A 20,379-nucleotide genomic window follows, 5' to 3' on the forward strand; every position below is an offset into this window, starting at 1 on the left:
CGCAAATAGGTTCTAATCGCCAGCCGCCGAGAGCGGCGAAAAATATCCAGGAGTCCAGTCCATGTTCGTTTCGCGTCGTTTGATCATCGCCGCCACCGCCGTTGCCCTGCTGGCCGGCTGCGCCTCGCAGAATCCCTATGACACCCAGGAGCCGAGCTCCAACAAGACCGCCAAGTACGGCGCGCTCGGCGCCCTGGCCGGTGCGGTGGCCGGTGCGGCGATCAACCACGACAACCGTGGCAAGGGCGCGCTGATCGGTGCCGCCGTCGCCGGTGCCGCCGGTGCCGGCTATGGCTACTACGCCGACAAGCAGGAAGCCGAGTTGCGCCGCAGCATGCAGGGCACCGGTGTGGAAGTGCAGCGCCAGGGCGACACCATCCAGCTGATCATGCCGGGCAACATCACCTTCGCCACCGACTCGGCGAATATCGCCAGCAGCTTCTACAGCCCGCTGAACAACCTGGCGAACTCGTTCAAGCAATACAACCAGAACAGCATCGAAGTGGTCGGCCACACCGACAGCACCGGCAGCCATGCGCACAACATGGACCTGTCGCAGCGCCGCGCGCAGAGCGTGGCCGGTTACCTGACCGCCCAGGGCGTCGATGCCTCGCGAGTCAGCACCCGCGGCATGGGCCCTGACCAGCCGGTGGCCAGCAACGCCACGACCGATGGCCGAGCGCAGAACCGTCGGGTCGAAGTGACCCTGCGGCCGCTGCCAGGCGCGCAGGGCGCACAGGTTCAGTAACGGGTCGTTGGGACGGGCCGCGTTGCCGGTGTTTCCCTCTCCCCCAGCCCCTCTCCCATAAATGGGAGGGGAGCACAAAAAAGCCCGCCGATTGGCGGGCTTTTTCATGGGCGCGGTTCAGTTTTTGGCGGCCGGCGGGTATTCCCGGTGCAGGCGCTCGAGCTCCTGGTCTTTGGCCTGCCACAGTTGGTTGACCCACTGCTGGAAGGCCAGGCGATGGGCCTCGTCGTTGTTGTAGTCGTTGCCGAGGAACTGTTGCGGGATGTCCTGGCGGTGGTAGCGCACCACCACCTGGCGCACCTTGCCGCAGAGGAAGTCCCAGAAGCTCGGGTTGCCGTCGGGGTAGTGGATGGTGATGTGCACCAGCGATTTCAGCTGGTCGCCCATGGCGTCGAGGACGAAGCCGATGCCGCCGGCCTTGGGTTTGAGCAGGTAGCGGAACGGCGAGCCCTGCTCGTCGTGCTTGGCCTGGGTGAAGCGGGTGCCCTCGAGGAAGTTGAAGATCGCCACCGGCACGTCGCGGAATTTTTCGCAGGCCTGGCGCGTGGTCAGGGTGTCCTGCCCTTGTTTCTCCGGGTGCCGGGCCAGGTAAGCCTTGCTGTAACGCTTCATGAAGGGGAAATCCAGCGCCCACCAACACAGGCCAATCACCGGCACCCAGATCAGTTCCTGTTTGAGGAAGAATTTGAAGAACGGCATGCGCCGGTTCAGCGTGTGCTGCAGGACGATGATGTCGACCCAGCTCTGGTGGTTGCTGGTCACCAGGTACCAGCCGTCGTGCTTCAACTGCTCGCGACCGTTGAGGTTCCAGGCGGTCTTCTGCGTCAGCCACATCCAGCCGCTGTTGCCGGCGATCCAGGCTTCGGCGACCCAGTTCGACAGCTGGTTCAACGCCTTGCGCATCGTCTTGACCGGCACGCACAGCTTGATCAGCGCGATGAGGAACAGGAACCAGCACCAGATCAGGGTGTTGGCGATCAGCAGCAGCGCGGCCAGGGTGCCGCGCAGCGGGGCAGGCAGAAAGCTCAGCATGAGGGACTCAGACCTCTAGGTAGGGCGCACGGCGGGCGCGCCGGGGTGATGAAGCGGCCATGTTCCCTGGCCGTGGAGCATTTTGGCGCGCAATAGTTAACGCTTGTGCACTGAACTGCAAGCCTGGGTCCGGACCGGACAGTCACGCTTGATCACCCTTGGCCGCGGCCTGCATGGCGGCTGCTTGAATAACGGTAAGCGCGATGGTGTAGACGATGTCGTCGACCAGCGCGCCGCGCGACAGGTCGTTCACCGGCTTGCGCAGGCCCTGCAGCATCGGCCCGACGCTGATGCAGTTGGCGCTGCGCTGCACCGCCTTGTAGGTGGTGTTGCCGGTGTTCAGGTCGGGGAACACGAACACCGTGGCGCGCCCGGCCACCGGGCTGTCCGGCGCCTTCTGGCGGCCGACACTGGCGATCGCCGCGGCGTCGTACTGCAGCGGGCCGTCGAGCAGCAGCTGCGGGCGCGCGCTGCGGGCCAGCTGAGTGGCCGCGCGCACCTTGTCGACTTCCGCGCCGCTGCCGGAATCGCCGGTGGAATAACTGAGCATCGCCACCCGCGGTTCGATGCCGAAGGCGCTGGCCGAGTCGGCGCTCTGCAGGGCGATCTCCGCCAGTTCCTCGGCCGTCGGGTCGGGGTTCACCGCGCAGTCGCCGTAGACCACCACCTGGTCCGGCAGGAGCATGAAGAACACCGAGGACACCAACTGGTAGCCGGGCGCGGTCTTGATCAGCTGCAGCGCCGGGCGGATGGTATTGGCGGTGGTGTGGATGGCGCCGCTGACCAGGCCGTCGACCTCCTCCAGGGCCAGCATCATGGTGCCGAGCATCACCGTGTCGTCCAGCTGCGCCAGGGCCATCGGTGCGTTGAGGCCCTTGCTCTTGCGCAGCTCGACCATCGGCGCCACGTAACGCGCGCGGATCAGGTCGGGATCGAGGATTTCCAATCCGGCGGGCAGCTCGATGCCGTGCGCGGTGGCCACGGCCTGGACGTCCTCGGGCTTGGCCAGCAACACGCAGCGGGCGATGCCGCGCGCCTGGCAGATCGCGGCCGCCTGCACGGTGCGCGGCTCGCTGCCCTCGGGCAGGACGATGCGCTTGTTGGCTGCCTGCGCACGCTTGACCAGCTGGTAGCGGAACGCCGGCGGCGACATGCGCAGCTCGCGCGGCTCGCCGCAGCGGGCGCGCAGCCATTCGTAGTCGATATGCCCGGCGACGAAGTCGGCGACCCGCTCGGCGCGTTCGCGGTCGTCCACCGGGATTTCCTTGTTCAGGCGGTTGAGGTTGGTCGCCGTGTCGTAGGAGCCGGTCTGCACGGTGAGCACCGGCAGGCCGCTGTGCAGGGCGCCGCTACAGAGTTCCATGATCCGTGGGTCGGGTTGGAAGTCGCTGCACAGCAGCAGGCCGGCCAGCGGCACGCCGTTCATCGCCGCCAGGCTGGCGGCGAGGATGATGTCGTCGCGGTCGCCGGGGGTGACCACCAGCACGCCGGGCTTGAGCAGTTGCACGGTGTTGGCCACGGCGCGGGCGCACAGCACGATGTTGAGCATGCGCCGCTGCTCGTAGTCGCCGGCGTTGAGCACCCGTGCGCCGAGCAGGTCGGCGATGTCGCGGGTGCGCGGGGCGTTCAGCTCGGCCTGCCAGGGCACGCAGCCGAGCAGGCGGAAGGCCTCGGTCCTGAGCAGCGGCGAGAGCTCGCGCAGGCGCTCGGCGAAGGCCGCGACGCCGTCGCCGTCGCGCACCTTGTTGATGATCACGCCGAGCACCTTCGGGTCCTGCGGGCCGCCAAACAACTGGGCCTGGATCTCGATGCGGTCGGCCAGCTCGCCGAGCGGCTCGTCCTCCGGCGCCGACACCAGGATCACCTCGGCATCCAGGCTCTTGGCCAGGTGGAAGTTGACCCGCGCCGCGTAGCTGGCGTGGCGGGTCGGCACCATGCCCTCGACTATGACCACGTCCTTGTCCTGCGCCGCCTGCTGGTAAAGGCTGATGATCTGCTCCAGCAACTCGTCGAGCTGGCCGTCGCCGAGCATGCGTTCGACCTGCGTCAGCGCCAGCGGCTTGGGCGAGTGCAGGCCGTGGGTGCGGGCGATCAGCTCGCTGGAGCGCTCCGGGCCCTGGTCGCCAGCATGCGGCTGGGCGATCGGCTTGAAGAAGCCGACCTTCAGGCCGGCGCGCTCGAGGGCGCCGACCAGGCCCAGGCTGGTGGAGGTGAGGCCGACACCGAAGCCGGTGGGGGCGAGGAAGAAGGTTTGCATGGCGCTTCCTTGGTGGGGCAAACGGGTGGTGATCAGAGCGGTAGGGTGGAAAACCGCGAAGCCTTTTCCACCACCATAGCGGTGGATGTAAAAAGCGACATCCACCCTACGGCCCATTCAGCCATCGAGCAGGGCCAGGGTATCCAGGGCGATCTGCCGCTCTTCGTTGGTCGGCACCACCAGCACCCGCGGGTGGCCGTAACTCTGGATCGCCCCGGCGACGCCGCGGATGCAGCGGGCGTTGGCCTCCTTGTCGAGGCTGAGGCCGAGCAGCTTGAGGTGCGCCACGGTCTTGCTGCGCACCAGCGGCGAATTCTCGCCGATGCCGCCGGTGAAGATCAGGCCGTCCAGCTGCGGCAGGGCACAGCTCATGGCCGCCAGAGATTTCGCCAGGCGATAGCAGAACACCTCGATGGCCAGGGTGGCGCCGGCGTGACCCTGGTCGCGCGCCTGCTCCAGGCTGCGCATATCGTTGGACAGCCCGGACAGGCCGAGTAGGCCGCTCTCGTGGTTGAGCAGACGCTCGATCCGCTCCAGGTTCCAACCCAGGGTGCGGGCCAGGTGGCTATGCAGGTTGGGGTCGACATCGCCGCTGCGGGTGCCCATCGCCAGGCCTTCCAGCGGAGTCAGGCCCATGCTGGTGTCGCGGCTCTGGCCGTTGACTATGGCGCAGGTCGAACAGCCATTGCCCAGGTGCGCCGACAGCCAGCTGCTGTCGCCGCTCGACAGTCCGGCCATGTCCGCGGCACGGTGGCTGACATAGCGGTGGCTGGTGCCGTGGAAGCCGTAGCGGCGCACGCCGTGCTGGCGGTACAGCGCCTCCGGCAGGGCATAGCGGTAGGCGTGTTCGGGCAGGGTCTGGTGGAAGGCGGTGTCGAACACCGCCACCTGCGGCAGGTTGGGGTAGAGCTTGAGCGCCGCCTCGATGCCGAGCAGGTTGGCCGGGTTGTGCAGCGGTGCCAGCGGCGCGGTGGCGCGGATCGCCTCGAGCACCGCGGCGTCGATGCGCTGGGCGCGGGTGAAGCGCTCGCCGCCATGCACCACCCGATGGCCGATACCATGCAGTTTGCCGCCGGCCGCGCCCTGGACCAGCGGCAGCAGTTGCGACAGGGCGGCGCGATGATCGGCATTGGGGATCATCAGGCTGTCCTTTTCACCGCCACGTTGCCACTGCAGCACGGCGTCGTGATGCCCCAGGCATTCGGCGATACCGCTGAGGGTGAATTGCGAGTGGGCTTCGTTGACCAGGGCGAACTTGATCGACGAGCTGCCGCAGTTGATCACCAGGATGTTGCGTGCCGGCATCTGTACTACTCCTTATCGGCGTTGCGCTCCTGAGCACACCAGCCGCAGATAAACGCTGAGCCGAGCTGGGCGCTGCGCAGCTTCGGGTCCTGTACCCAGGCCCGCGATTGCCAGGGCGGCTGGTGGCGCAGATGTTGAGTATGACCGCAGGACAGCACGGCTACCCAATGGCCGTCTTCATCCTGTTTGAAGTCGATGATTTGTGCGCTGCCGGCCTCGGGCCGTCCGTCCGCCGGCGGTTCGCTTTCAGCCGCCTGCTTGGTTAAACTTGCCCGTTCCTCATTCTTTCGCAAAGGTTTCGCCCTCATGCTGATCGCCGCCAACAAGGCCGTCTCCATCGACTATACCCTCACCAACGACGCCGGTGAGGTTATCGACAGCTCCGCAGGCGGCGCCCCGTTGGTCTACCTGCACGGTGCCGGCAACATCATCGTCGGTCTGGAAAAAGCCCTGGTCGGCAAGCAAGCCGGCGACGAGCTGAGCGTGGCCATCGAACCGGAAGAAGCCTACGGCGAATACAGCGCCGAGCTGGTCAGCACCCTCAACCGCAGCATGTTCGAAGGTGTCGACGAGCTGGAAGTCGGCATGCAGTTCCACGCCTCGGCGCCGAACGGCAGCATGCAGATCGTCACCATCCGCGACATCGAAGGCGACGACGTGATCGTCGACGGCAACCACCCGCTGGCCGGTCAGCGCCTGAACTTCCAGGTCAAGGTCGTCGCCGTGCGCGAGGCCAGCGCCGAAGAGCTCGCCCATGGTCATATTCATGGCGAAGGTGGTCACCACCATTGATTCAGCTGCTAAGCTGAGTTCACTGGAAAGGCGCCCACGGGCGCCTTTTTTGTCCGCTATGGGGAGATCGACATGAGTGCCTTTCACGACATCAATCTACGCGCGCTGGACGGTCAGGATTTGCCGCTGGCGCCCTTCAAGGGCCAGGTGGTGCTGGTGGTCAATGTCGCCTCGAAGTGTGGGTTGACGCCGCAGTACGCCGGCCTGGAAAACCTCTACCAGCAGTACCGCGAGCAGGGCTTTAGCGTGCTGGGGTTGCCGTGCAACCAGTTCGCCGCCCAGGAGCCGGGCAGCGACGAGGAAATCCGCGAGTTCTGCAGCCTCAACTACGGCGTCAGCTTCCCGCTGGGCAGCAAGCTGGAGGTCAATGGTTCCGCCCGCCATCCGCTGTATCGCCTGCTGGTGGGCGAGGGTGCGGAGTTTCCCGGCGACATCACCTGGAACTTCGAGAAGTTCCTCGTCGGTCAGGATGGTCGCGTGCTGGGACGCTTCTCGCCGCGCACCGCGCCGGACGATCCGGCGCTGATCCAGGCGATCGAGAAGGCCCTCGGCTGATCGACGTTTCCGGCCGGCGCAATGCCGGCCGGAACTAGGCCTTTTGCGCCAAAACCTCCTTTTGTCCCTTCCCGCGCTTGTCGCTCGCCATGGTCGGCGGGCTTAATTGAGCCCTTGCATCAAGGATGCCGACCCATGACCAGCTTCTCCACCGATGATTCCATTGCCCACGCCTCGCCGGCCGCCCTGCGCGCGCTAATCGAAAGCCGCCGCTCGGTGCGCCGCTTCACCGCCGAGCCGGTGCCGGACGAGGTGGTTCGCGACTGCCTGGAAATGGCGGTGCTGGCGCCCAGTTCCTGCAACCTGCAGCCCTGGAGCTTTCAGGTGATCCGCGACCCGGCACTGCTCAAGCGCTTGGTGCCGGTGTGCATGGGCCAGAACGCGGCCAAGGCGCCGCTGCTGATCGCCGTGCTGGCGCGCCCGGACACCTGGCGCGAGGCCTGCGCCAACATCCTCGAGTACTGGCCGCAGGAGAAGATTCCGGAAATCACCCGCGCGTTCTATACCGGCAAGGCGCTGTTCCAGTACAACCAGGGGCCGCTGGGCCTGCTCGGCCTGTTCAAACGCCAGCTGGTGCGCTTGGTCGGCCTGCGCAAGGCGCTGATGCGCAAGCCGAACAGCCAGGCCGAGATGCGCGTGTGGGCGGTGAAGTCCACCGCGCTGGCCGCCTCCAACCTGATGCTGGCGTTCCAGAGCCACGGCTACACCTCCTGCCCGATGGAGGGCTTCGACGAGGTGCGCCTGCGCAAGGTGCTGGACATCCCGCGCCAGGCGATCCCGATCATGCTCCTCGCGGTCGGCCGCCAGGGCGAACGGGCGATCTACAACCCGCGCCTGCGCTTCCCGCTGGAGCAGCACGTCACCTGGTTGTGACGGCTGGCGACGCCCCTCTCCCATGAATGGGAGAGGGGGCAGGCCGTGCGCTTGGATTGTCCGCGTGCCGACTTCCACAAGGCGCGCGGCTTCTGATCCGCAATCACTTAGGTCAATAGTGCTGGGCGGGCGAGACGACCGGTCATATTCTGCCGGCCATGAACACCAGCATCCGACTCGACAAGCGTGACCTGATCCTCGCCAAAGGCGCCGAGGTGATGACCCGGCGCGGTTATCACGGCACCGGCGTGCAGGAGATCGTCCAGACCGCGGGCATCCCCAAGGGCTCCTTCTACCACTACTTCGCCAGCAAGGAAGATTTCGCCCTGCAGGCGCTGGAGCACGTCTACACCCCGCGGTTGACACGTTACGCCCAGGCCCTGGGCAATCCGCAACTGAGCCCGCGGACGCGCATCCTCGGCTACTACCGCGAGCTGCTGGCGCATTTCGAACGCCAGGAAAAGCTCGAGTACCACTGCTTCATCGGCAGCCTGAGTTTCGAGATGGCCGAACTGCTGCCGGCCGTCGGCGCGCAGGTGGAAGCGGTGATGCTGCGCTCGGTGGCGACTCTCCAGCGCTGTCTGGAACAAGCCCAGGCCGCCGGCGAACTGCCGGCCGATGAGGACTGCGCCAATCTGGCGGTGTTCATCGGCAGCGCCTGGCAAGGCGCGCTGGCCCGCCTGAAAGTCGGCAACACTGCGCCCATCCATGCCTTCGTCGAGCGCCTGGAGCGTTTGCTCCGGGCCTGATTTTAAAACGCCCTTAACGAGACGACCGGTCATCTGGCCGGCATTCAGGAGACTCGCATGACCGTACAAGCGCTGTTCGAACCCTTCCGCCTCGGCAATCTGGAGCTGCCGACCCGTGTGGTCATGGCGCCGATGACCCGTAACCTGACGCCCGGCGGCATACCACACGCTCAGGTGGTCGAGTACTACCGCCGCCGCGCCGCCGCCGGCGTCGGCCTGATCGTCACCGAAGGCACCACCGTCGGCCACCAGGCCGCCAACGGCTACCCGCACGTGCCGCGTTTCTACGGTGAGGACGCCCTGGCCGGCTGGAAGCAGGTGGTCGACGCCGTGCACGCCGAAGGCGGCAAGATCGTTCCGCAGCTCTGGCACGTCGGCGCGGTGCGTCGCCTGGGCGTCGAGCCGGACGCCAGCGTTCCCGGTTACGGCCCGAGCGGCAAGAGCAAGGATGGCGTGGAAATCGTCCACGAGATGACCCAGCAGGACATCGACGAGGTCATCGCCGCCTTCGCCCAGGCCGCCAAGGACGCCCAGGCCATCGGCATGGACGGCGTGGAGATCCACGGCGCCCACGGCTACCTGATCGACCAGTTCTTCTGGGACGGCAGCAACAAGCGCACCGACCAGTACGGCGGCAGCCTGGCCAACCGCTCGCGCTTCGCGATCGAACTGATCCAGGCCGTGCGTGCCGCGGTTGGCCCGGACTTCACCATCATCTTCCGCTTCTCGCAGTGGAAACAGCAGGACTACAGCGCCCGCCTGGTGCAGACCGCGGCCGAGCTGGAAGCTTTCCTCAAGCCGCTTTCCGAGGCCGGCGTGGACATCTTCCACTGCTCCAACCGCCGCTTCTGGGAGCCGGAATTCGAGGGTTCCGACCTCAACCTGGCCGGTTGGACGCGCAAGCTGACCGGCAAGCCGACCATCACCGTCGGCAGCGTCGGCCTGTCCGGCAGCGAGTTCGTGCAGTTCTTCACCAACACCGAGGAAGTGGCGCAGCCGGCCGGCATCGAGGCCCTGCTCGAGCGCCTGAACAAGCAGGAGTTCGACCTGGTGGCGGTCGGCCGTGCGCTGTTGGTCGACCCGGATTGGGCGCTGAAGGTGCGTGAAGGCCGTCAGCAGGACATCCTGCCGTTCAGCCGCGCGGCGCTGGCCTCGCTGGTCTGATCCTGTTCAACCCCCGGTGCGCGGTTCGATCCGCGTACCTGCTTCTGGCCCCGGCGATCCCGGGGCTTTTTTTTATGGCTGTGCCCCCGTTAGGTGTCGCTGCATTAGGCCTTTGCTTTTGTCTCCTCGCCCCCCGGGGAGAGGGTTAGGGAGAGGGGGGCGGTCAGGTCAACGATGGGGAGGATGGGTTGAGCGCAGCGATACCCATCGGTGCCTGTTTTGGGTATCGCTGCGCTCAACCCAACCTACGGTTCTGCTATCCCCTCTCCCATAAATGGGAGAGGGGAGCCGGAGCGGCGTATCGTTCTGGCTGCTGGTTCAGGGCATCTGGCTGGGCTGGGCGGCGGGCAGCGCCTCGGCGAGCCGGCAGGCGCCATGCAGGTAGTCCTCGAAGCGCTGCACTATCGCCGCCCAACCCTCCCGCCCGGCATGCTGGCGGGCATTCAGACGCACCCGGCGCAGGGTTTCCGCGTCGTCCAGCAACCAGCCGGCCGCCTCGCAGAACCCGGCTTCGTCGCCCGGGCTGGCCACCGCACCGTTGTGGCCGTGGCGGATATGCTGGGCGGCGGCGGCCTGGTCGTAGGCCACCACCGCCAGCCCCGAGGCCAGCGCCTCGAGCACCACATTGCCGAAGGTGTCGGTGAGGCTGGGGAACAGGAACAGATCGCCCGAGGCGAAGTGCCGGGCCAGCTCCTCGCCGCGCTGCACGCCGCAGAACAAGGCCTGTGGCAACGCCTGTTCGAGCGTCGCGCGTTGCGGGCCGTCACCGACCACCACGAGCTTCATGCGCCGCTGCGGATGGGCGGCCTGCAGGGCCTGGAAGCTGCGACCGAGCAGGCCGAGGTTCTTCTCCGGCGCCAGCCGGCCGACGTGCAGCACCACCAGATCGTCATCACCCAGGCCCCAGTCGGCGCGCAACGCGGAGCAGCGCTTGGCCGGGTGGAACAGCTGGCTGTCGACTCCGTGCAGGAGCAGCTCGACGCGCTGGAAGTCGCGGCGCTGCAACTCCAGACGTTGGCTGCCGCTGGGCACCAGGGTCAGCTGCGAGCGGTTGTGGAACCAGCGCAGATAGCCGGTGAGCAGGCGCGTCAGCCAGCCCAGGCCGTAGTGTTCACCGTACAGCTGGAAGTTGGTGTGAAAACCGCTGATCACCGGAATTTGCAGGCGCCGCGCGGCACGCAGGGCGGCCAGGCCAAGCGGTCCTTCGGTAGCGATGTACAGCACGTCCGGGCGTTGGCGTTTCCAGCGGCGCAACAGCTTGTGCATGGACACCAGGCCCAGCTGCAGGCCGGGATAGCCGGGCACCGGCCAGCCGCGCACCAGTAGCAGGTCATCGTGGCTCTTCACCCCGCGCTCGTCGCTCCGGCGCGGACGGACCAGCTGCAGCCGATGGCCGCGTTGCTGCAGGCCGGCGCACAGGTGGCCGAGGGTGTGGGCCACGCCGTTGATTTCCGGGGTGAAGGTGTCACTGATCAGGGCGATATGCAGGGCAGGTAGGCTCATGGCCTCAGTCTCGGCTGAGGCCGTGTCGCCCATGTGGCAATCCTGTGGCGGTTAGATGACGACGGTTGGCCGGCCAAGCGCCGAGGTGCCGCCGCAGGGCCGGTGTCGTCTGCTCGAGATTGCGCCTAGGCTCAATGAGCTGCCCCATCCATGGCCAGGCAATCGATAGCGCCCCGCTCGTCATGCTAACGAGCGGCGAGGCGAGAGGTACGGGGTGGCAATATGAGCCCGGCATGTCGGGCGACCTAGACGCAGACGGCAGGCTCACTCGAAGTCAGCGAACCAGGCCGCGTGCCGGTGCGTTTCAGGGTGAAATGGCTTATGTCCAACGCGTCAGGCACACGGCCTTCCGGCAGTCTCATCAGGCTGTATCGTGACCTTTGGCGTTATGCCGGCGGGATGCGCAAGATCGTCGTCTGCGCCTTTGGCCTGTTACTGGCGTCGCAGTTATTCAAGCTGGCGGTGCCCTGGCTTACCGGCAACGCGATCAACACGCTGCAGCAGCAGGGGCTGGCCGGGCTCGATAAGGCCGGACTGTGGCTCGCGCTGGTGTTGGCGGCGACGACAGGCAGTTGGTTGCTGCACGGCCCCGGTCGGGTGCTGGAGCGCAATGTGGCCCTGCGGGTGCGCCAGCGCCTGTCCGCCGAGCTGGTCGACAAGCTGTTCTCCTTGCCCCTGGCCTGGCATGAGCGCTATCACTCCGGGGAGACCGCGCATCGACTGCGCCAGTGCAGCAACGCGCTGTACAACTTCGCGCAAAGCCAGTTCATCTATCTGCAGAATGCGGTGAAGTTGATCGGCCCGGTGATCGCGCTGTGGCTGATCGCGCCTTATGTGGGCGCGGCGGCGATCGTCGGCTATGGCGTGATCGCTGTGGTGATCACGCGCTTCGACCGCCGCATGATCGTGCTGGCGCACCGCGAGAATGAAACCGAGCGGCGTTACAGTGCGGCCCAGCTCGATGCCCTCGGCAATATTTTCTCGGTGTTCGCCCTGCGCTTGCAGAAGGGGCTATCCGCGTTGATCGATCAGCGCCTGCTGGCCATCTACGAGCCGCTGCGTTCGTCGATCGTGCTCAACGAGTGGAAGTGGTGCAGCGTCGATATTCTCAGCGTGGCGCTGAGCTGTGGCCTGGTGGCGTTGTATGCGCTGCTGGCCTTGCAGGGTGTGCACGATATCGCGCTGATGTCCTCGGTCACCGCGACGCCGACGCTGCCGCTGGGCAATCTGTTCATGGTCTACCAGTACGCCGCCGAGGCCGGCGGGGTGATCACCGCCATCGCCGCGCATTTTCAAAGTTTTGCCCGGCAGCAGGCCGACTACGCCAGCGGCGACGCGATCCGTGATGCCGCCGACTCGCATCTTGACGATGACCACTTCGCCCCAGCGCCGGCCTGGCAAGCGCTGCACATCGACGATCTGAGTTTCTATCACCCGCGCGATCTGCAGCTGCAAAGCGCGTCGACTAACGACGCGCAGCGGCGTCCCAGCTTGGCCGTTGCGCAGCTGACGCTGGAACGCGGCAAGCGTTATGCGCTGATCGGCGGCAGCGGCTCGGGTAAAAGTACCCTGCTGCGGCTGCTCTCCGGCTTGTATCTGGCCGAGCACATCGGCATGCGTATCGACGGTCAAGCGCGGATCAGTTCCGCCACGGAGAGCTCGGCGTTGTTGCGCACGATCGCGACGTTGATTCCGCAAGAGTCCGAGCTGTTCGAGGGCTCGCTGGGGGAAAACTTGCTGATTGCCGAGCGCCGTGGCGGCGTTGCGTCCGAGCGCGAGCTCCAGCAGGCCTTGGCCGTGGTGCGCGCGGACCGCTTTATTGCTGCCGACACGGGCTTGGCGACCCGCGTGGCCGAACGTGGCGCCAACTGGTCGGGCGGCCAACGCCAGCGCTTGGCCCTGGCGCGTGGGGTGTTGGCGGCCAGCGAGTGCGGGCTCTTGCTGCTCGACGAGCCGACCGCCAGCCTCGACCCGGAAACCGAACAGGCGGTGTATGCCAATCTGTTCGCGACCTTCCGCGACAGCTGCGTGGTGTCGTCGATCCACCGCTTGAACCTGCTCGAGCACTTCGATGAAGTCCTGCTGATGCAAGGCGGCGCGTTGATTGCCCGCGGTAGCGTCGACGCATTAAGCCGCTCATCGGCGGAGTTTCGCGCCCTGCTGGCGGCGCAGCGGGCTGCGCAGTGACCGGCAGGGCGCGGCTTGCTCCGTGCCCCGGCGATCCCGGGGCTTGTTTATGGCTATGGACCAGTTAAGTGTTGCGCACCGCTTTGGTAGGGCGGGTTAGCCGCGTAGCGGCGTAACCCGCCAGCGGTGCCGCCCCGGGCTCCGGTGTTCGGCAGGGTTGGTGGGTTACGCCTTCGGCTAACCCACCCTACGAATCTGCGTTCTTTTTTCAGGCCACCCCGGTAATTCGTGAAGAACCTTTTTATGCCTTGGTTTAGGGCCGTGGGCCAGGCAGCGCAAGCCAGGCTTGGCGTTGCTCGCATGCGCCTACCATTGCAGCGTGAAGGCATTGTCCGGGCCCGATTGGAGGCGGCTGCCCAAGCGTGCGCATTCGCGCGCCAGGGTGTGGTGCAGCCATTGCCGGTCCTCCTCGTCGGCGCGGCACAGGTGCAGGCGCTGCAGGCGGGTGGGGACCAGTTCGAGCGCCTGCAGGCGGCCGTCCACGCCCAGCGCGGCGAAGTACAGCAGGCCCAGGTCGCCACGAAAGGCGTCGTAGCCCTCGATGCCTTCGTAGTCGTTGAGCAGGTCGCCGCAGCCATACAGGATCAGGCGTTCGCGGTACACCTCGATGCCCTTGACGTGGTGCGAGGAATGCCCGTGCACCAGGTCGACGCCGGCCTCATCGATCAAGGCATGGGCGAAGCGCAGCTGTTCCGCTGGGATATCGAAGCCCCAGTTGCCGCCCCAGTGAATCGACACCAGCAGCCGATCTCCCGGGCCTTTGCTCGCGCGCAACCGCTTGACCAGCGGGCCCAGGCTGTGCGGCGACAGGTCCGCCAGTCGCGCCACCCCGGCACGCTTATCGGTGGCGGCCCAGTCCGCTGGAATGCCGCTGTCGGCCGCGCCGAGGCCGAATACCAGCAAGCGCCCGCCGCCAGGCAGCGGCAGCACGGCGGGCGCCTCGGCCGCTGGCCGGTCGCACCCGGCGCCGGCGCCGCGCATGCCATGGCGCGCCAGCGTCGCCAGGGTATCGACCAGGCCGGCGACGCCCCAGTCCAGCACATGGTTGTTGGCCAGCGTGCAGCAATCGATGCCGGCCGCGCGGATGGCCGGGAAATTCTCCGGGCTCATGCGGTAATTGATGCCCTTGGGCGCCGGCCGGCCGCGACGGGACACCGCCGTCTCCAGATTGATCAGGCGGACGTCGGGCTGACGCCGTTCGAGCTCGGCCAACGCATCACCCCAGACATAGGCGAAATCGACGAGGTGGGGAATCGGGCCGCTGTATCTTTCTGCCAGCCGCACGTAATCGCCGGCATTCTTCACGTAATCTTCGTACAGCCGCGGATCGCCGGGATGCGGCAGGATGGCGTCGATGCCGCGGGCGGTCATGACATCGCCGGCGAGGAACAGCTTCAGCGTATCCATGGCAGCCTCCTGGCGATCCGCAATCAGGCAATCGGACAGTTCCCGATCAGCTCACTTTGCGACCGCCATCGCTGCTTGCCAACAGTGGCGCGACGACTTCCCGGGCACACCGGAGATACGAGGGGGGTTATGCACGCCATACGGCGATACTCGCTGGATGCCGAGCGTCAGCTGCTCGACCAGGTGCCCGGCGGCCATGGCGACTGCGCGCCGCAGTGCCCGGCATTGCGGCGCCGGCTTGCTCCCCGATGTGCAGCCGCGAGCTGCGCACGGGGCTATTTCCCTCGCCTCTTTCGGGAGAGGGAAAAGCGCTTGCGGGGTGACCCAAGCAGAGCCTGCGGCGCTCACTGGCCCGCGTTGAAGAACGCCAGCAGCGTCGCACTCATCGCCCGCGCGCCGGCGGCGATGGCCGGCAGTTCGACGACGAACCGTGAGGTGTGATTCATCGCCGGCGGCAACTGCTGCTTCTCGACCAGGGTCTTGTAGGCATCCGGCTTGCCCGAGCCGACCGCGATGAACAGCACCGGGGTGTCCGGATAGGGGCTGGCGAGCATGTGAAAGTCCTCTGAGCCCATGACCGGCGGCATCCCGGGGAGTACCTTGTCGGCGCCCAGCTGCGCCACCAGCGCCGCCTGGGCCTGCTCGGTCTGCGCCTTGGCGTTGATCACCGGGGTGGAATAGCCCTTCATGGTGTATTTCGCCGCATAGCCTTCCGGCACGTCGTTCATCACCAGCACACCGGAGGTGACCGATTTGATCCCGGCGATCAGCCGCTCGCGTACCTGCTGGTCGTACCAGCGCAGGTTGAGCTTGAGCACCGCACGATCGGGAATCACGTTGTTGTTGACGCCCGCCTGCACGGCGGCGACGGTGAGCACGGCGGGCTTGGCCTGGTCGACCATGCGGCTGACCACGGTCTGGTAACCCATCACCGCCATCGCCGCCATCACCACCGGGTCCTTGGTCACGTGCGGGGTCGAGCCGTGGCCACCGATACCCGGCAGCTCGACGTCGATCTGGTCGGTCCCGGCCATGCGCGGCCCGTCACGCAGGCTGACGCTGCCCGCCGGGACGACCGGCGAGACGTGCGCGGCGACCAGTACATCGGGTTTCGGGGCGAAGTCGTAGAGGCCGCCGTTGACCATCGCCACGGCGCCTTCGAGGATTTCCTCGGCCGGCTGGGCGACCAGCACCAGGGTGCCGGACCACTGATCCTTGAGCTGCGCCATGACCTTGGCCACTTCCAGCAGCCAGGTGGTGTGCGCATCGTGGCCACAGGCGTGCATCACCGGTTGGCTGGGGTTGTTCAGCCAGGGGGTGACCTTGGTGCTCTGGTAGGGCAGGCCGGTCTCTTCCTTGATCGGCAGGGCATCCATGTCGGCGCGGTACATCACCACCGGCCCCGGGCCGTTGCGCAGGATGCCGACCACCCCGGTGGTGCCGATCGCGGTCTTCACCTCGAAGCCCTGTTCGCGCAGGGTCTTGGCCACCAGCGCGGCGGTCTCCGTTTCCTGGAAGGCCATTTCGGGATTGCGGTGCAGCTGCTTGAACACCTCGACCAGCTGCGCTTCGTCTTGCTGCACGAGGCCGTCGATGCGCTTGTTCAGATCGGGAGTGGCGGCTTGGGCCGAAGCGGCACAGAGACTCAGGGCGAGGGCGCTGAGTAAGGGATGAAATGACATGACGACAATCCATTAGTTGTTGTTGTGCTAGCCAGTCTGCAAAGGCTGCGGTAAAAGCGTCCAATGCAAAGATAATCAGGAATTGATGCATTGGCTGACTTAATAGACCTCAAGCGCATCCGCCATCTGGTGTTTCTCGGCGAGGAACTGCACTTCTCCCGCGCCGCCGAGCGGGCGAATTTGTCGCAGACCGCCTTCAGTCGCAGCATTCAGGCGTTGGAGGCGGAATTGGGCGTGCGTCTGTTCGATCGCGACACCCGTTCGGTCGCCCTGACCGCGGCCGGGCGCCAGCTGCTGGCACGCGCCCGCGAGCTGCTGAGCAGCGCCAGCCGGCTGAGCGCCGAGGCCAACCACATCGCCCATGCCGAAGGCGGCGAGCTGAATTTCGGCGCCGGCATGATGGCCGCCAACCTGTACCTGCAGGACGCCCTGACCACGTTGCGTCAGCGCCTCCCCAAGCTGATGGTGAAGGTCGAGGTGAACCACTGGCACCACCTGATCCAGCATCTCGACCAGGAGCAGATCGAGTTCTTCGTCGCCTACACCAACGAGCCCATGAGTGACCCGCGCTTCGCCGTCACGCCGTTGCCGGCGCAACCGGCGTCGATCTTCTGTCGCCGCGATCACCCTTTGGCCCAGCAGCAGACACCCATCACCCGCCTGCAACTCGCCGCCTATCCCTGGAGTTCTGTGCGTGCCAGCGATACGCTGCCCGCCCAGCTGCGCGCGGGGCTGGACTTGCCGGCCGGCACGCCGGTGCCGCTGGCGCTGAGCTGCAACGACCTCAGCCTGCTGCGCGAAACCACTCTGGCCAGCGATGCCCTGTTGTTCACTTGGCGGGCCTGGCTGGAACCCGACCTGTACAGTGGCGCCCTCGTCGACCTGGCGGGTCGGCTGCAGCCGGCGCTGCCGCCGTTGAACCTCACCTGTGCGATCGTCTGCCATGCTGGACGCAGCCTGTCGCCGATCGCCCGCCAGGCCATCGAGCTGATCCAGGCCAGTGCCCAGCGCCTGGCTGGCGGCTGAGCCGCGCTGTCCTGAGCGGCGCGAGAAGCCGGAATAGTCCCTTCGCAGAGGGACCAGACAAAAGGAACGGCATGCAAGCGATACAGCGATTCTCGGTGCAAGCGGGGCTGGATGCCGAACGCCAGCTGCTCGACCAGGTGCACGGCGGCCATGGCGACTGCGCGCTGCTGTGCTGGCGCCCGGAGGAACAGGCGCTGGTGATGCCGCGCAAGTTCAGCCGCCTGGACGGCTTCGCCGCGGCCTGTGGGCTCAGCGAGGCGCAGGGCTGGCCGGTGGCGCTGCGCGATACCGGCGGCGAGCCGGTGCCGCAGTCGGCGGCGGTGCTGAATGTCGCCCTGGTCTACGCCGTGCCGCCGCAGGACAAGGAACTGACCCGCCTGGAAAGCGCCTACCTGCGTCTGTGCCAGCCGTTCTGTGCCTGGCTGGCCGCGCAGGGCCTGGAGCCGGGCGTGGGTGCGGTGGACGGCGCCTTCTGCGACGGCCGCTACAACATCACCCTGCAGGCGCGCAAACTGGCCGGCACCGCCCAGCGCTGGTGCCGCCGGCCGAGCGACGGCCGCGCCGTGGTCCTGGCCCATGCCGCGGTGCTGATGGACAACCAGCGCGCGGCCATGGTCGAACTGGTCAATGCCTTCTACCAGGGCTGCGGGCTGGACGAGCGCTGCCGCGCCGCCAGCCACATCGCCCTGGACGAAAGCCTGGCCGCGCCCTGGGCGGCCATCGACAGCCTGCGCGAGCATTACCGCCACGAGTTGGCCGTGGTTGGCCTGAGCCTGAAATAGGGCGCCGCGCGCATCCGCATGAGGTAGAGCGGACGCGCCGCCTCGCGGCAGCCCGCCGTAACTTCGCTAAGCCCAAGGTATCTTCGTGCCGATTGTCGTTTTATCTGGGAGAGCAAATGCTAACTGCGTCTTTGCCTAAGCCTTTGCGGCTTACGCTACTGTTCTTCTCATTCGGCACTTCGCCCGCTGTTTTTGCCTGCCCGGCAGGACAGATCGAAGTCTGTGCGACCGCTTGCGTGTGTGTTCCGAACTACGGCGAGGTGCTGGGGCCGATCCACGAGGAAATGACCCAAATAACCGCCCCTGTCTTGCAGGAATGGCTAGTGCAGTCACGCAACTCTGCTGCACGTGAAGGCACTCAGACCATCCCGCTGAATATTAGAAGCCAGCTCGAACAATATTATGAAAGTCGAGTGCTTGATGCCGTGCGCTACAAGGTTGGCGACAGCGGCGAGTTAAGCGCTGCACGCACCATGCTGCAGAATCCAGAGATCACTGCGGTCACCCTCATCGATATCATTGTCTTCAGGTCTGAGGAGGACGCGCTGAACAATGTCGCGCTCTGGGCGCATGAGTTAAAGCATGTGCAGCAGTACCAGGATTGGGGTGTTCAAGAGTTTGCCATTCGCTACAGCCGCGACTACAACGCCGTCGAAGCGCCCGCGTACGAAATCCAGAATAAAGTCGCCAGCTCACTTAGAGAAGGCGCAGCCCAGCCCCCGCTTCCTCAATAGCCCAACTCAAGCCTCGCAGTCTGCTTCGGTGACTACTGCCTTTCGCGGAGGGCCGGAGTCGACCTCAGTGGGAATCCTTGCTGCGTTCAATGTCCTTCTGGCTGATTCAGGCGCGGATTTGGTCCGCGCTGCCTTTCCTTGGCGAGGCAGCGACTTGTGCTTCCCAGGCCGCGCCCCGGTTTCAGATATGCAACGCATGCCCCAGCGCACGCAGCGCCGCTTCCTGCACCGCCTCGCCGAGGGTCGGGTGGGCGTGGATAGTGCCGGCGATGTCTTCCAGACAGGCTCCCATCTCCAGCGACTGGACGAACGCCGTGGACAGCTCCGAGACCGCCTTGCCCACGGCTTGCCAGCCGAGAATCAGGTGATTGTCGCGGCGCGCCACCACGCGGACGAAGCCCTCGCCGGACTCCAGGGTCATCGCCCGGCCGTTGGCGGCGAACGGGAAGCTGCTGACGATGCAGTCCACCCCGGTCGCTTTGGCCTGCTCCGGGGTCTGGCCGACCACCACCACTTCCGGGTCGGTGAAGCACACCGCCGGGATCGCCGTCGGCGCGAATTCGCGGCGCTTGCCGGCGATCATCTCGGCGACCATCTCGCCCTGGGCCATGGCCCGGTGCGCCAGCATCGGTTCGCCGGCCAGGTCGCCGATCGCCCAGACGTTGCGCATCGAGGTGCGGCACTGCGCGTCGATCTTCACGGCGCGGCCGTGCATGTCCAGGTGCAGGGCTTCGAGGTTCCAGCCGCTGGCGTTGGGGTGGCGGCCGACGGCGATCAGCACCTGGTCGGTCTCGATCACCCGCTGCGCGCCCTGATCGTCGCGCACGCGCAGGCCGTGGCCGCCCGGTTCCAGGCCCATCACGCTGTGGCCGAGGTAGAGCTCGACCCCCAGCTTGCGCAGCGCGGCGGCGACCGGTTTGGTCAGTTCCTCGTCGTAGCTGGGCAGGATGCGCGGCTGGGCTTCAACCACCGTCACCTCGACGCCCAGCTTGCGGTAGGCGGTGCCCAGCTCCAGGCCGATGTAGCCGCCACCGACCACCGCCAGGCGCTTGGGCAGTGCCCGGGGCGCCAGCGCCTCGGTGGACGAGATGACGTTGCCGCCGACCGGCAGGAACGGCAGTTCCACCGACTTCGAGCCGGTGGCCAGCAGCATGTGTTCGCAGTGGATCTGCTGAGTGCCGCCCGCGGCGAGATCAACTTCCACCGTCTTGCCGTCGACGATCTTCGCCCAGCCCTCCACCACGCTGAGGCCATGCTTCTTCAGCAACGCGGCGACGCCGGTAGTCAGGCGGTCGACGATGCCGTCTTTCCATTCCACGGTGCGCTGGATGTCGATGCTCGGCGCTTGCACGCTGATGCCCAGCGCCGAGGTGCCGGCGTACTCGCGGGCCTTGAGGTACTCCTCGGCGGCGTGGATCAGCGCCTTGGACGGGATGCAGCCGATGTTCAGACAGGTGCCACCCAGGGCGGCGCCCTCCACCAGCACGGTGCGGATGCCGAGCTGGCCGGCGCGGATGGCGGCGACGTAGCCGCCGGGGCCGCCGCCGACGATCAGCAGCGTGGTTTCAGTGACGTGAGCCATC

The 20,379-nt window shown here is 66.5% G+C and carries 18 protein-coding genes; 10 read left to right on the forward strand and 8 right to left on the reverse strand.

From position 1 onward, the window contains the following. Positions 1-61: 61 nt before the first annotated feature. Positions 62-748, forward strand: a complete 687-nt coding sequence (locus D3880_RS05015; RefSeq protein WP_119892406.1) for a YiaD family glycine zipper/OmpA-like lipoprotein — start codon at positions 62-64, stop codon at positions 746-748. 117 nt (positions 749-865) lie between these two features. Here the strand turns inward: D3880_RS05015 and D3880_RS05020 are convergent, their stop codons facing one another. The 4 genes from D3880_RS05020 to D3880_RS05035 form a co-directional block, all read right to left on the reverse strand. Then, complete coding sequence (locus D3880_RS05020; RefSeq protein WP_119892407.1) at positions 866-1,780, reverse strand: acyltransferase; 915 nt, start codon at positions 1,778-1,780, stop codon at positions 866-868. Between the two features lie 142 nt (positions 1,781-1,922). Further along, positions 1,923-4,037 carry a phosphate acetyltransferase gene (gene pta / locus D3880_RS05025; RefSeq protein ID WP_119892408.1) on the reverse strand — a complete coding sequence of 705 codons (2,115 nt, stop codon included), beginning with the start codon at positions 4,035-4,037 and terminating at the stop codon, positions 1,923-1,925. A gap of 117 nt (positions 4,038-4,154) precedes the next feature. Continuing rightward, positions 4,155-5,342 (reverse strand): acetate kinase, encoded by a 1,188-nt coding sequence (locus tag D3880_RS05030; RefSeq protein ID WP_119892409.1) that lies wholly within the window; start codon positions 5,340-5,342, stop codon positions 4,155-4,157. A 5-nt stretch (positions 5,343-5,347) separates the two neighbouring features. Next, positions 5,348-5,680, reverse strand: a complete 333-nt coding sequence (locus D3880_RS05035) for a DUF3565 domain-containing protein (protein ID WP_119895665.1) — start codon at positions 5,678-5,680, stop codon at positions 5,348-5,350. Here D3880_RS05035 and D3880_RS05040 point away from each other — a divergent pair. The 5 genes from D3880_RS05040 to D3880_RS05060 all read left to right on the forward strand — a co-directional run bounded on the left by D3880_RS05040 (position 5,649) and on the right by D3880_RS05060 (position 9,475). Beyond that, positions 5,649-6,134, forward strand: a complete 486-nt coding sequence (locus D3880_RS05040; RefSeq protein ID WP_119892410.1) for an FKBP-type peptidyl-prolyl cis-trans isomerase — start codon at positions 5,649-5,651, stop codon at positions 6,132-6,134. The genes D3880_RS05035 and D3880_RS05040 overlap by 32 nt on opposite strands. Before the next feature lie 72 nt (positions 6,135-6,206). Continuing rightward, positions 6,207-6,689 carry a glutathione peroxidase gene (locus D3880_RS05045; protein ID WP_119892411.1) on the forward strand — a complete coding sequence of 161 codons (483 nt, stop codon included), beginning with the start codon at positions 6,207-6,209 and terminating at the stop codon, positions 6,687-6,689. A gap of 135 nt (positions 6,690-6,824) precedes the next feature. Then, the gene (locus D3880_RS05050) at positions 6,825-7,562 is read left to right on the forward strand and encodes a nitroreductase family protein (protein WP_119892412.1); all 738 of its coding nucleotides are present in this window, start codon (positions 6,825-6,827) and stop codon (positions 7,560-7,562) included. A 158-nt stretch (positions 7,563-7,720) separates the two neighbouring features. After that, a complete protein-coding gene (locus D3880_RS05055) occupies positions 7,721-8,311 on the forward strand; it encodes a TetR/AcrR family transcriptional regulator (RefSeq protein WP_238474405.1) in 591 nt (196 codons plus the stop codon). A gap of 57 nt (positions 8,312-8,368) precedes the next feature. Further along, positions 8,369-9,475 (forward strand): NADH:flavin oxidoreductase, encoded by a 1,107-nt coding sequence (locus tag D3880_RS05060; RefSeq protein WP_119892414.1) that lies wholly within the window; start codon positions 8,369-8,371, stop codon positions 9,473-9,475. A 318-nt stretch (positions 9,476-9,793) separates the two neighbouring features. Here the strand turns inward: D3880_RS05060 and D3880_RS05065 are convergent, their stop codons facing one another. After that, complete coding sequence (locus D3880_RS05065; protein ID WP_420800845.1) at positions 9,794-10,978, reverse strand: glycosyltransferase family 4 protein; 1,185 nt, start codon at positions 10,976-10,978, stop codon at positions 9,794-9,796. 399 nt (positions 10,979-11,377) lie between these two features. On the opposite strand from D3880_RS05065, the gene D3880_RS05070 reads away from it, so the two are divergent. Continuing rightward, positions 11,378-13,165, forward strand: coding sequence for an ATP-binding cassette domain-containing protein (locus D3880_RS05070; protein WP_162934939.1), 1,788 nt, complete (start codon positions 11,378-11,380; stop codon positions 13,163-13,165). 306 nt (positions 13,166-13,471) lie between these two features. On the opposite strand, the gene D3880_RS05075 is transcribed toward D3880_RS05070, so the two are convergent. After that, positions 13,472-14,572 carry a CapA family protein gene (locus D3880_RS05075; RefSeq protein ID WP_119892417.1) on the reverse strand — a complete coding sequence of 367 codons (1,101 nt, stop codon included), beginning with the start codon at positions 14,570-14,572 and terminating at the stop codon, positions 13,472-13,474. A gap of 344 nt (positions 14,573-14,916) precedes the next feature. Then, the gene (locus tag D3880_RS05080) at positions 14,917-16,254 is read right to left on the reverse strand and encodes an amidohydrolase (RefSeq protein ID WP_119892418.1); all 1,338 of its coding nucleotides are present in this window, start codon (positions 16,252-16,254) and stop codon (positions 14,917-14,919) included. Between the two features lie 90 nt (positions 16,255-16,344). Between D3880_RS05080 and D3880_RS05085 the strand changes: the two genes are divergently transcribed. The 3 genes from D3880_RS05085 (at position 16,345) to D3880_RS05095 (ending at position 18,796) form a co-directional block, all read left to right on the forward strand. Further along, positions 16,345-17,280, forward strand: a complete 936-nt coding sequence (locus D3880_RS05085) for a LysR family transcriptional regulator (protein ID WP_119892419.1) — start codon at positions 16,345-16,347, stop codon at positions 17,278-17,280. 71 nt (positions 17,281-17,351) lie between these two features. After that, positions 17,352-18,062 carry a lipoate--protein ligase family protein gene (locus D3880_RS05090; RefSeq protein ID WP_119892420.1) on the forward strand — a complete coding sequence of 237 codons (711 nt, stop codon included), beginning with the start codon at positions 17,352-17,354 and terminating at the stop codon, positions 18,060-18,062. 116 nt (positions 18,063-18,178) lie between these two features. Continuing rightward, on the forward strand, positions 18,179-18,796 hold the full coding sequence (locus tag D3880_RS05095) for an eCIS core domain-containing protein (RefSeq protein WP_238474406.1): 618 nt from the start codon (positions 18,179-18,181) through the stop codon (positions 18,794-18,796). 181 nt (positions 18,797-18,977) lie between these two features. Here D3880_RS05095 and lpdA read toward each other — a convergent pair whose 3' ends face one another. After that, the gene (lpdA, locus tag D3880_RS05100) at positions 18,978-20,378 is read right to left on the reverse strand and encodes a dihydrolipoyl dehydrogenase (protein WP_119892421.1); all 1,401 of its coding nucleotides are present in this window, start codon (positions 20,376-20,378) and stop codon (positions 18,978-18,980) included. Between the last annotated feature and the right edge of the window lies 1 nt (position 20,379).

This window comes from Pseudomonas cavernae (assembly GCF_003595175.1).
Lineage (GTDB): Bacteria > Pseudomonadota > Gammaproteobacteria > Pseudomonadales > Pseudomonadaceae > Aquipseudomonas > Aquipseudomonas cavernae.

Excerpts from the sequence above, each read along its gene's own strand:
- D3880_RS05015 (WP_119892406.1), top strand. The coding sequence starts at position 62 with ATGTTCGTTTCGCGTCGTTTGATCATCGCCGCCACCGCCGTTGCCCTG.
- D3880_RS05020 (WP_119892407.1), bottom strand. The coding sequence starts at position 1,780 with ATGCTGAGCTTTCTGCCTGCCCCGCTGCGCGGCACCCTGGCCGCGCTG.
- pta (WP_119892408.1), bottom strand. The coding sequence starts at position 4,037 with ATGCAAACCTTCTTCCTCGCCCCCACCGGCTTCGGTGTCGGCCTCACC.
- D3880_RS05030 (WP_119892409.1), bottom strand. The coding sequence starts at position 5,342 with ATGCCGGCACGCAACATCCTGGTGATCAACTGCGGCAGCTCGTCGATC.
- D3880_RS05040 (WP_119892410.1), top strand. The coding sequence starts at position 5,649 with ATGCTGATCGCCGCCAACAAGGCCGTCTCCATCGACTATACCCTCACC.
- D3880_RS05035 (WP_119895665.1), bottom strand. The coding sequence starts at position 5,680 with ATGGAGACGGCCTTGTTGGCGGCGATCAGCATGAGGGCGAAACCTTTG.
- D3880_RS05045 (WP_119892411.1), top strand. The coding sequence starts at position 6,207 with ATGAGTGCCTTTCACGACATCAATCTACGCGCGCTGGACGGTCAGGAT.
- D3880_RS05050 (WP_119892412.1), top strand. The coding sequence starts at position 6,825 with ATGACCAGCTTCTCCACCGATGATTCCATTGCCCACGCCTCGCCGGCC.
- D3880_RS05055 (WP_238474405.1), top strand. The coding sequence starts at position 7,721 with ATGAACACCAGCATCCGACTCGACAAGCGTGACCTGATCCTCGCCAAA.
- D3880_RS05060 (WP_119892414.1), top strand. The coding sequence starts at position 8,369 with ATGACCGTACAAGCGCTGTTCGAACCCTTCCGCCTCGGCAATCTGGAG.
- D3880_RS05065 (WP_420800845.1), bottom strand. The coding sequence starts at position 10,978 with ATGAGCCTACCTGCCCTGCATATCGCCCTGATCAGTGACACCTTCACC.
- D3880_RS05070 (WP_162934939.1), top strand. The coding sequence starts at position 11,378 with ATGCGCAAGATCGTCGTCTGCGCCTTTGGCCTGTTACTGGCGTCGCAG.
- D3880_RS05075 (WP_119892417.1), bottom strand. The coding sequence starts at position 14,572 with ATGGATACGCTGAAGCTGTTCCTCGCCGGCGATGTCATGACCGCCCGC.
- D3880_RS05080 (WP_119892418.1), bottom strand. The coding sequence starts at position 16,254 with ATGTCATTTCATCCCTTACTCAGCGCCCTCGCCCTGAGTCTCTGTGCC.
- D3880_RS05090 (WP_119892420.1), top strand. The coding sequence starts at position 17,352 with ATGCAAGCGATACAGCGATTCTCGGTGCAAGCGGGGCTGGATGCCGAA.
- D3880_RS05095 (WP_238474406.1), top strand. The coding sequence starts at position 18,179 with ATGCTAACTGCGTCTTTGCCTAAGCCTTTGCGGCTTACGCTACTGTTC.
- lpdA (WP_119892421.1), bottom strand. The coding sequence starts at position 20,378 with ATGGCTCACGTCACTGAAACCACGCTGCTGATCGTCGGCGGCGGCCCC.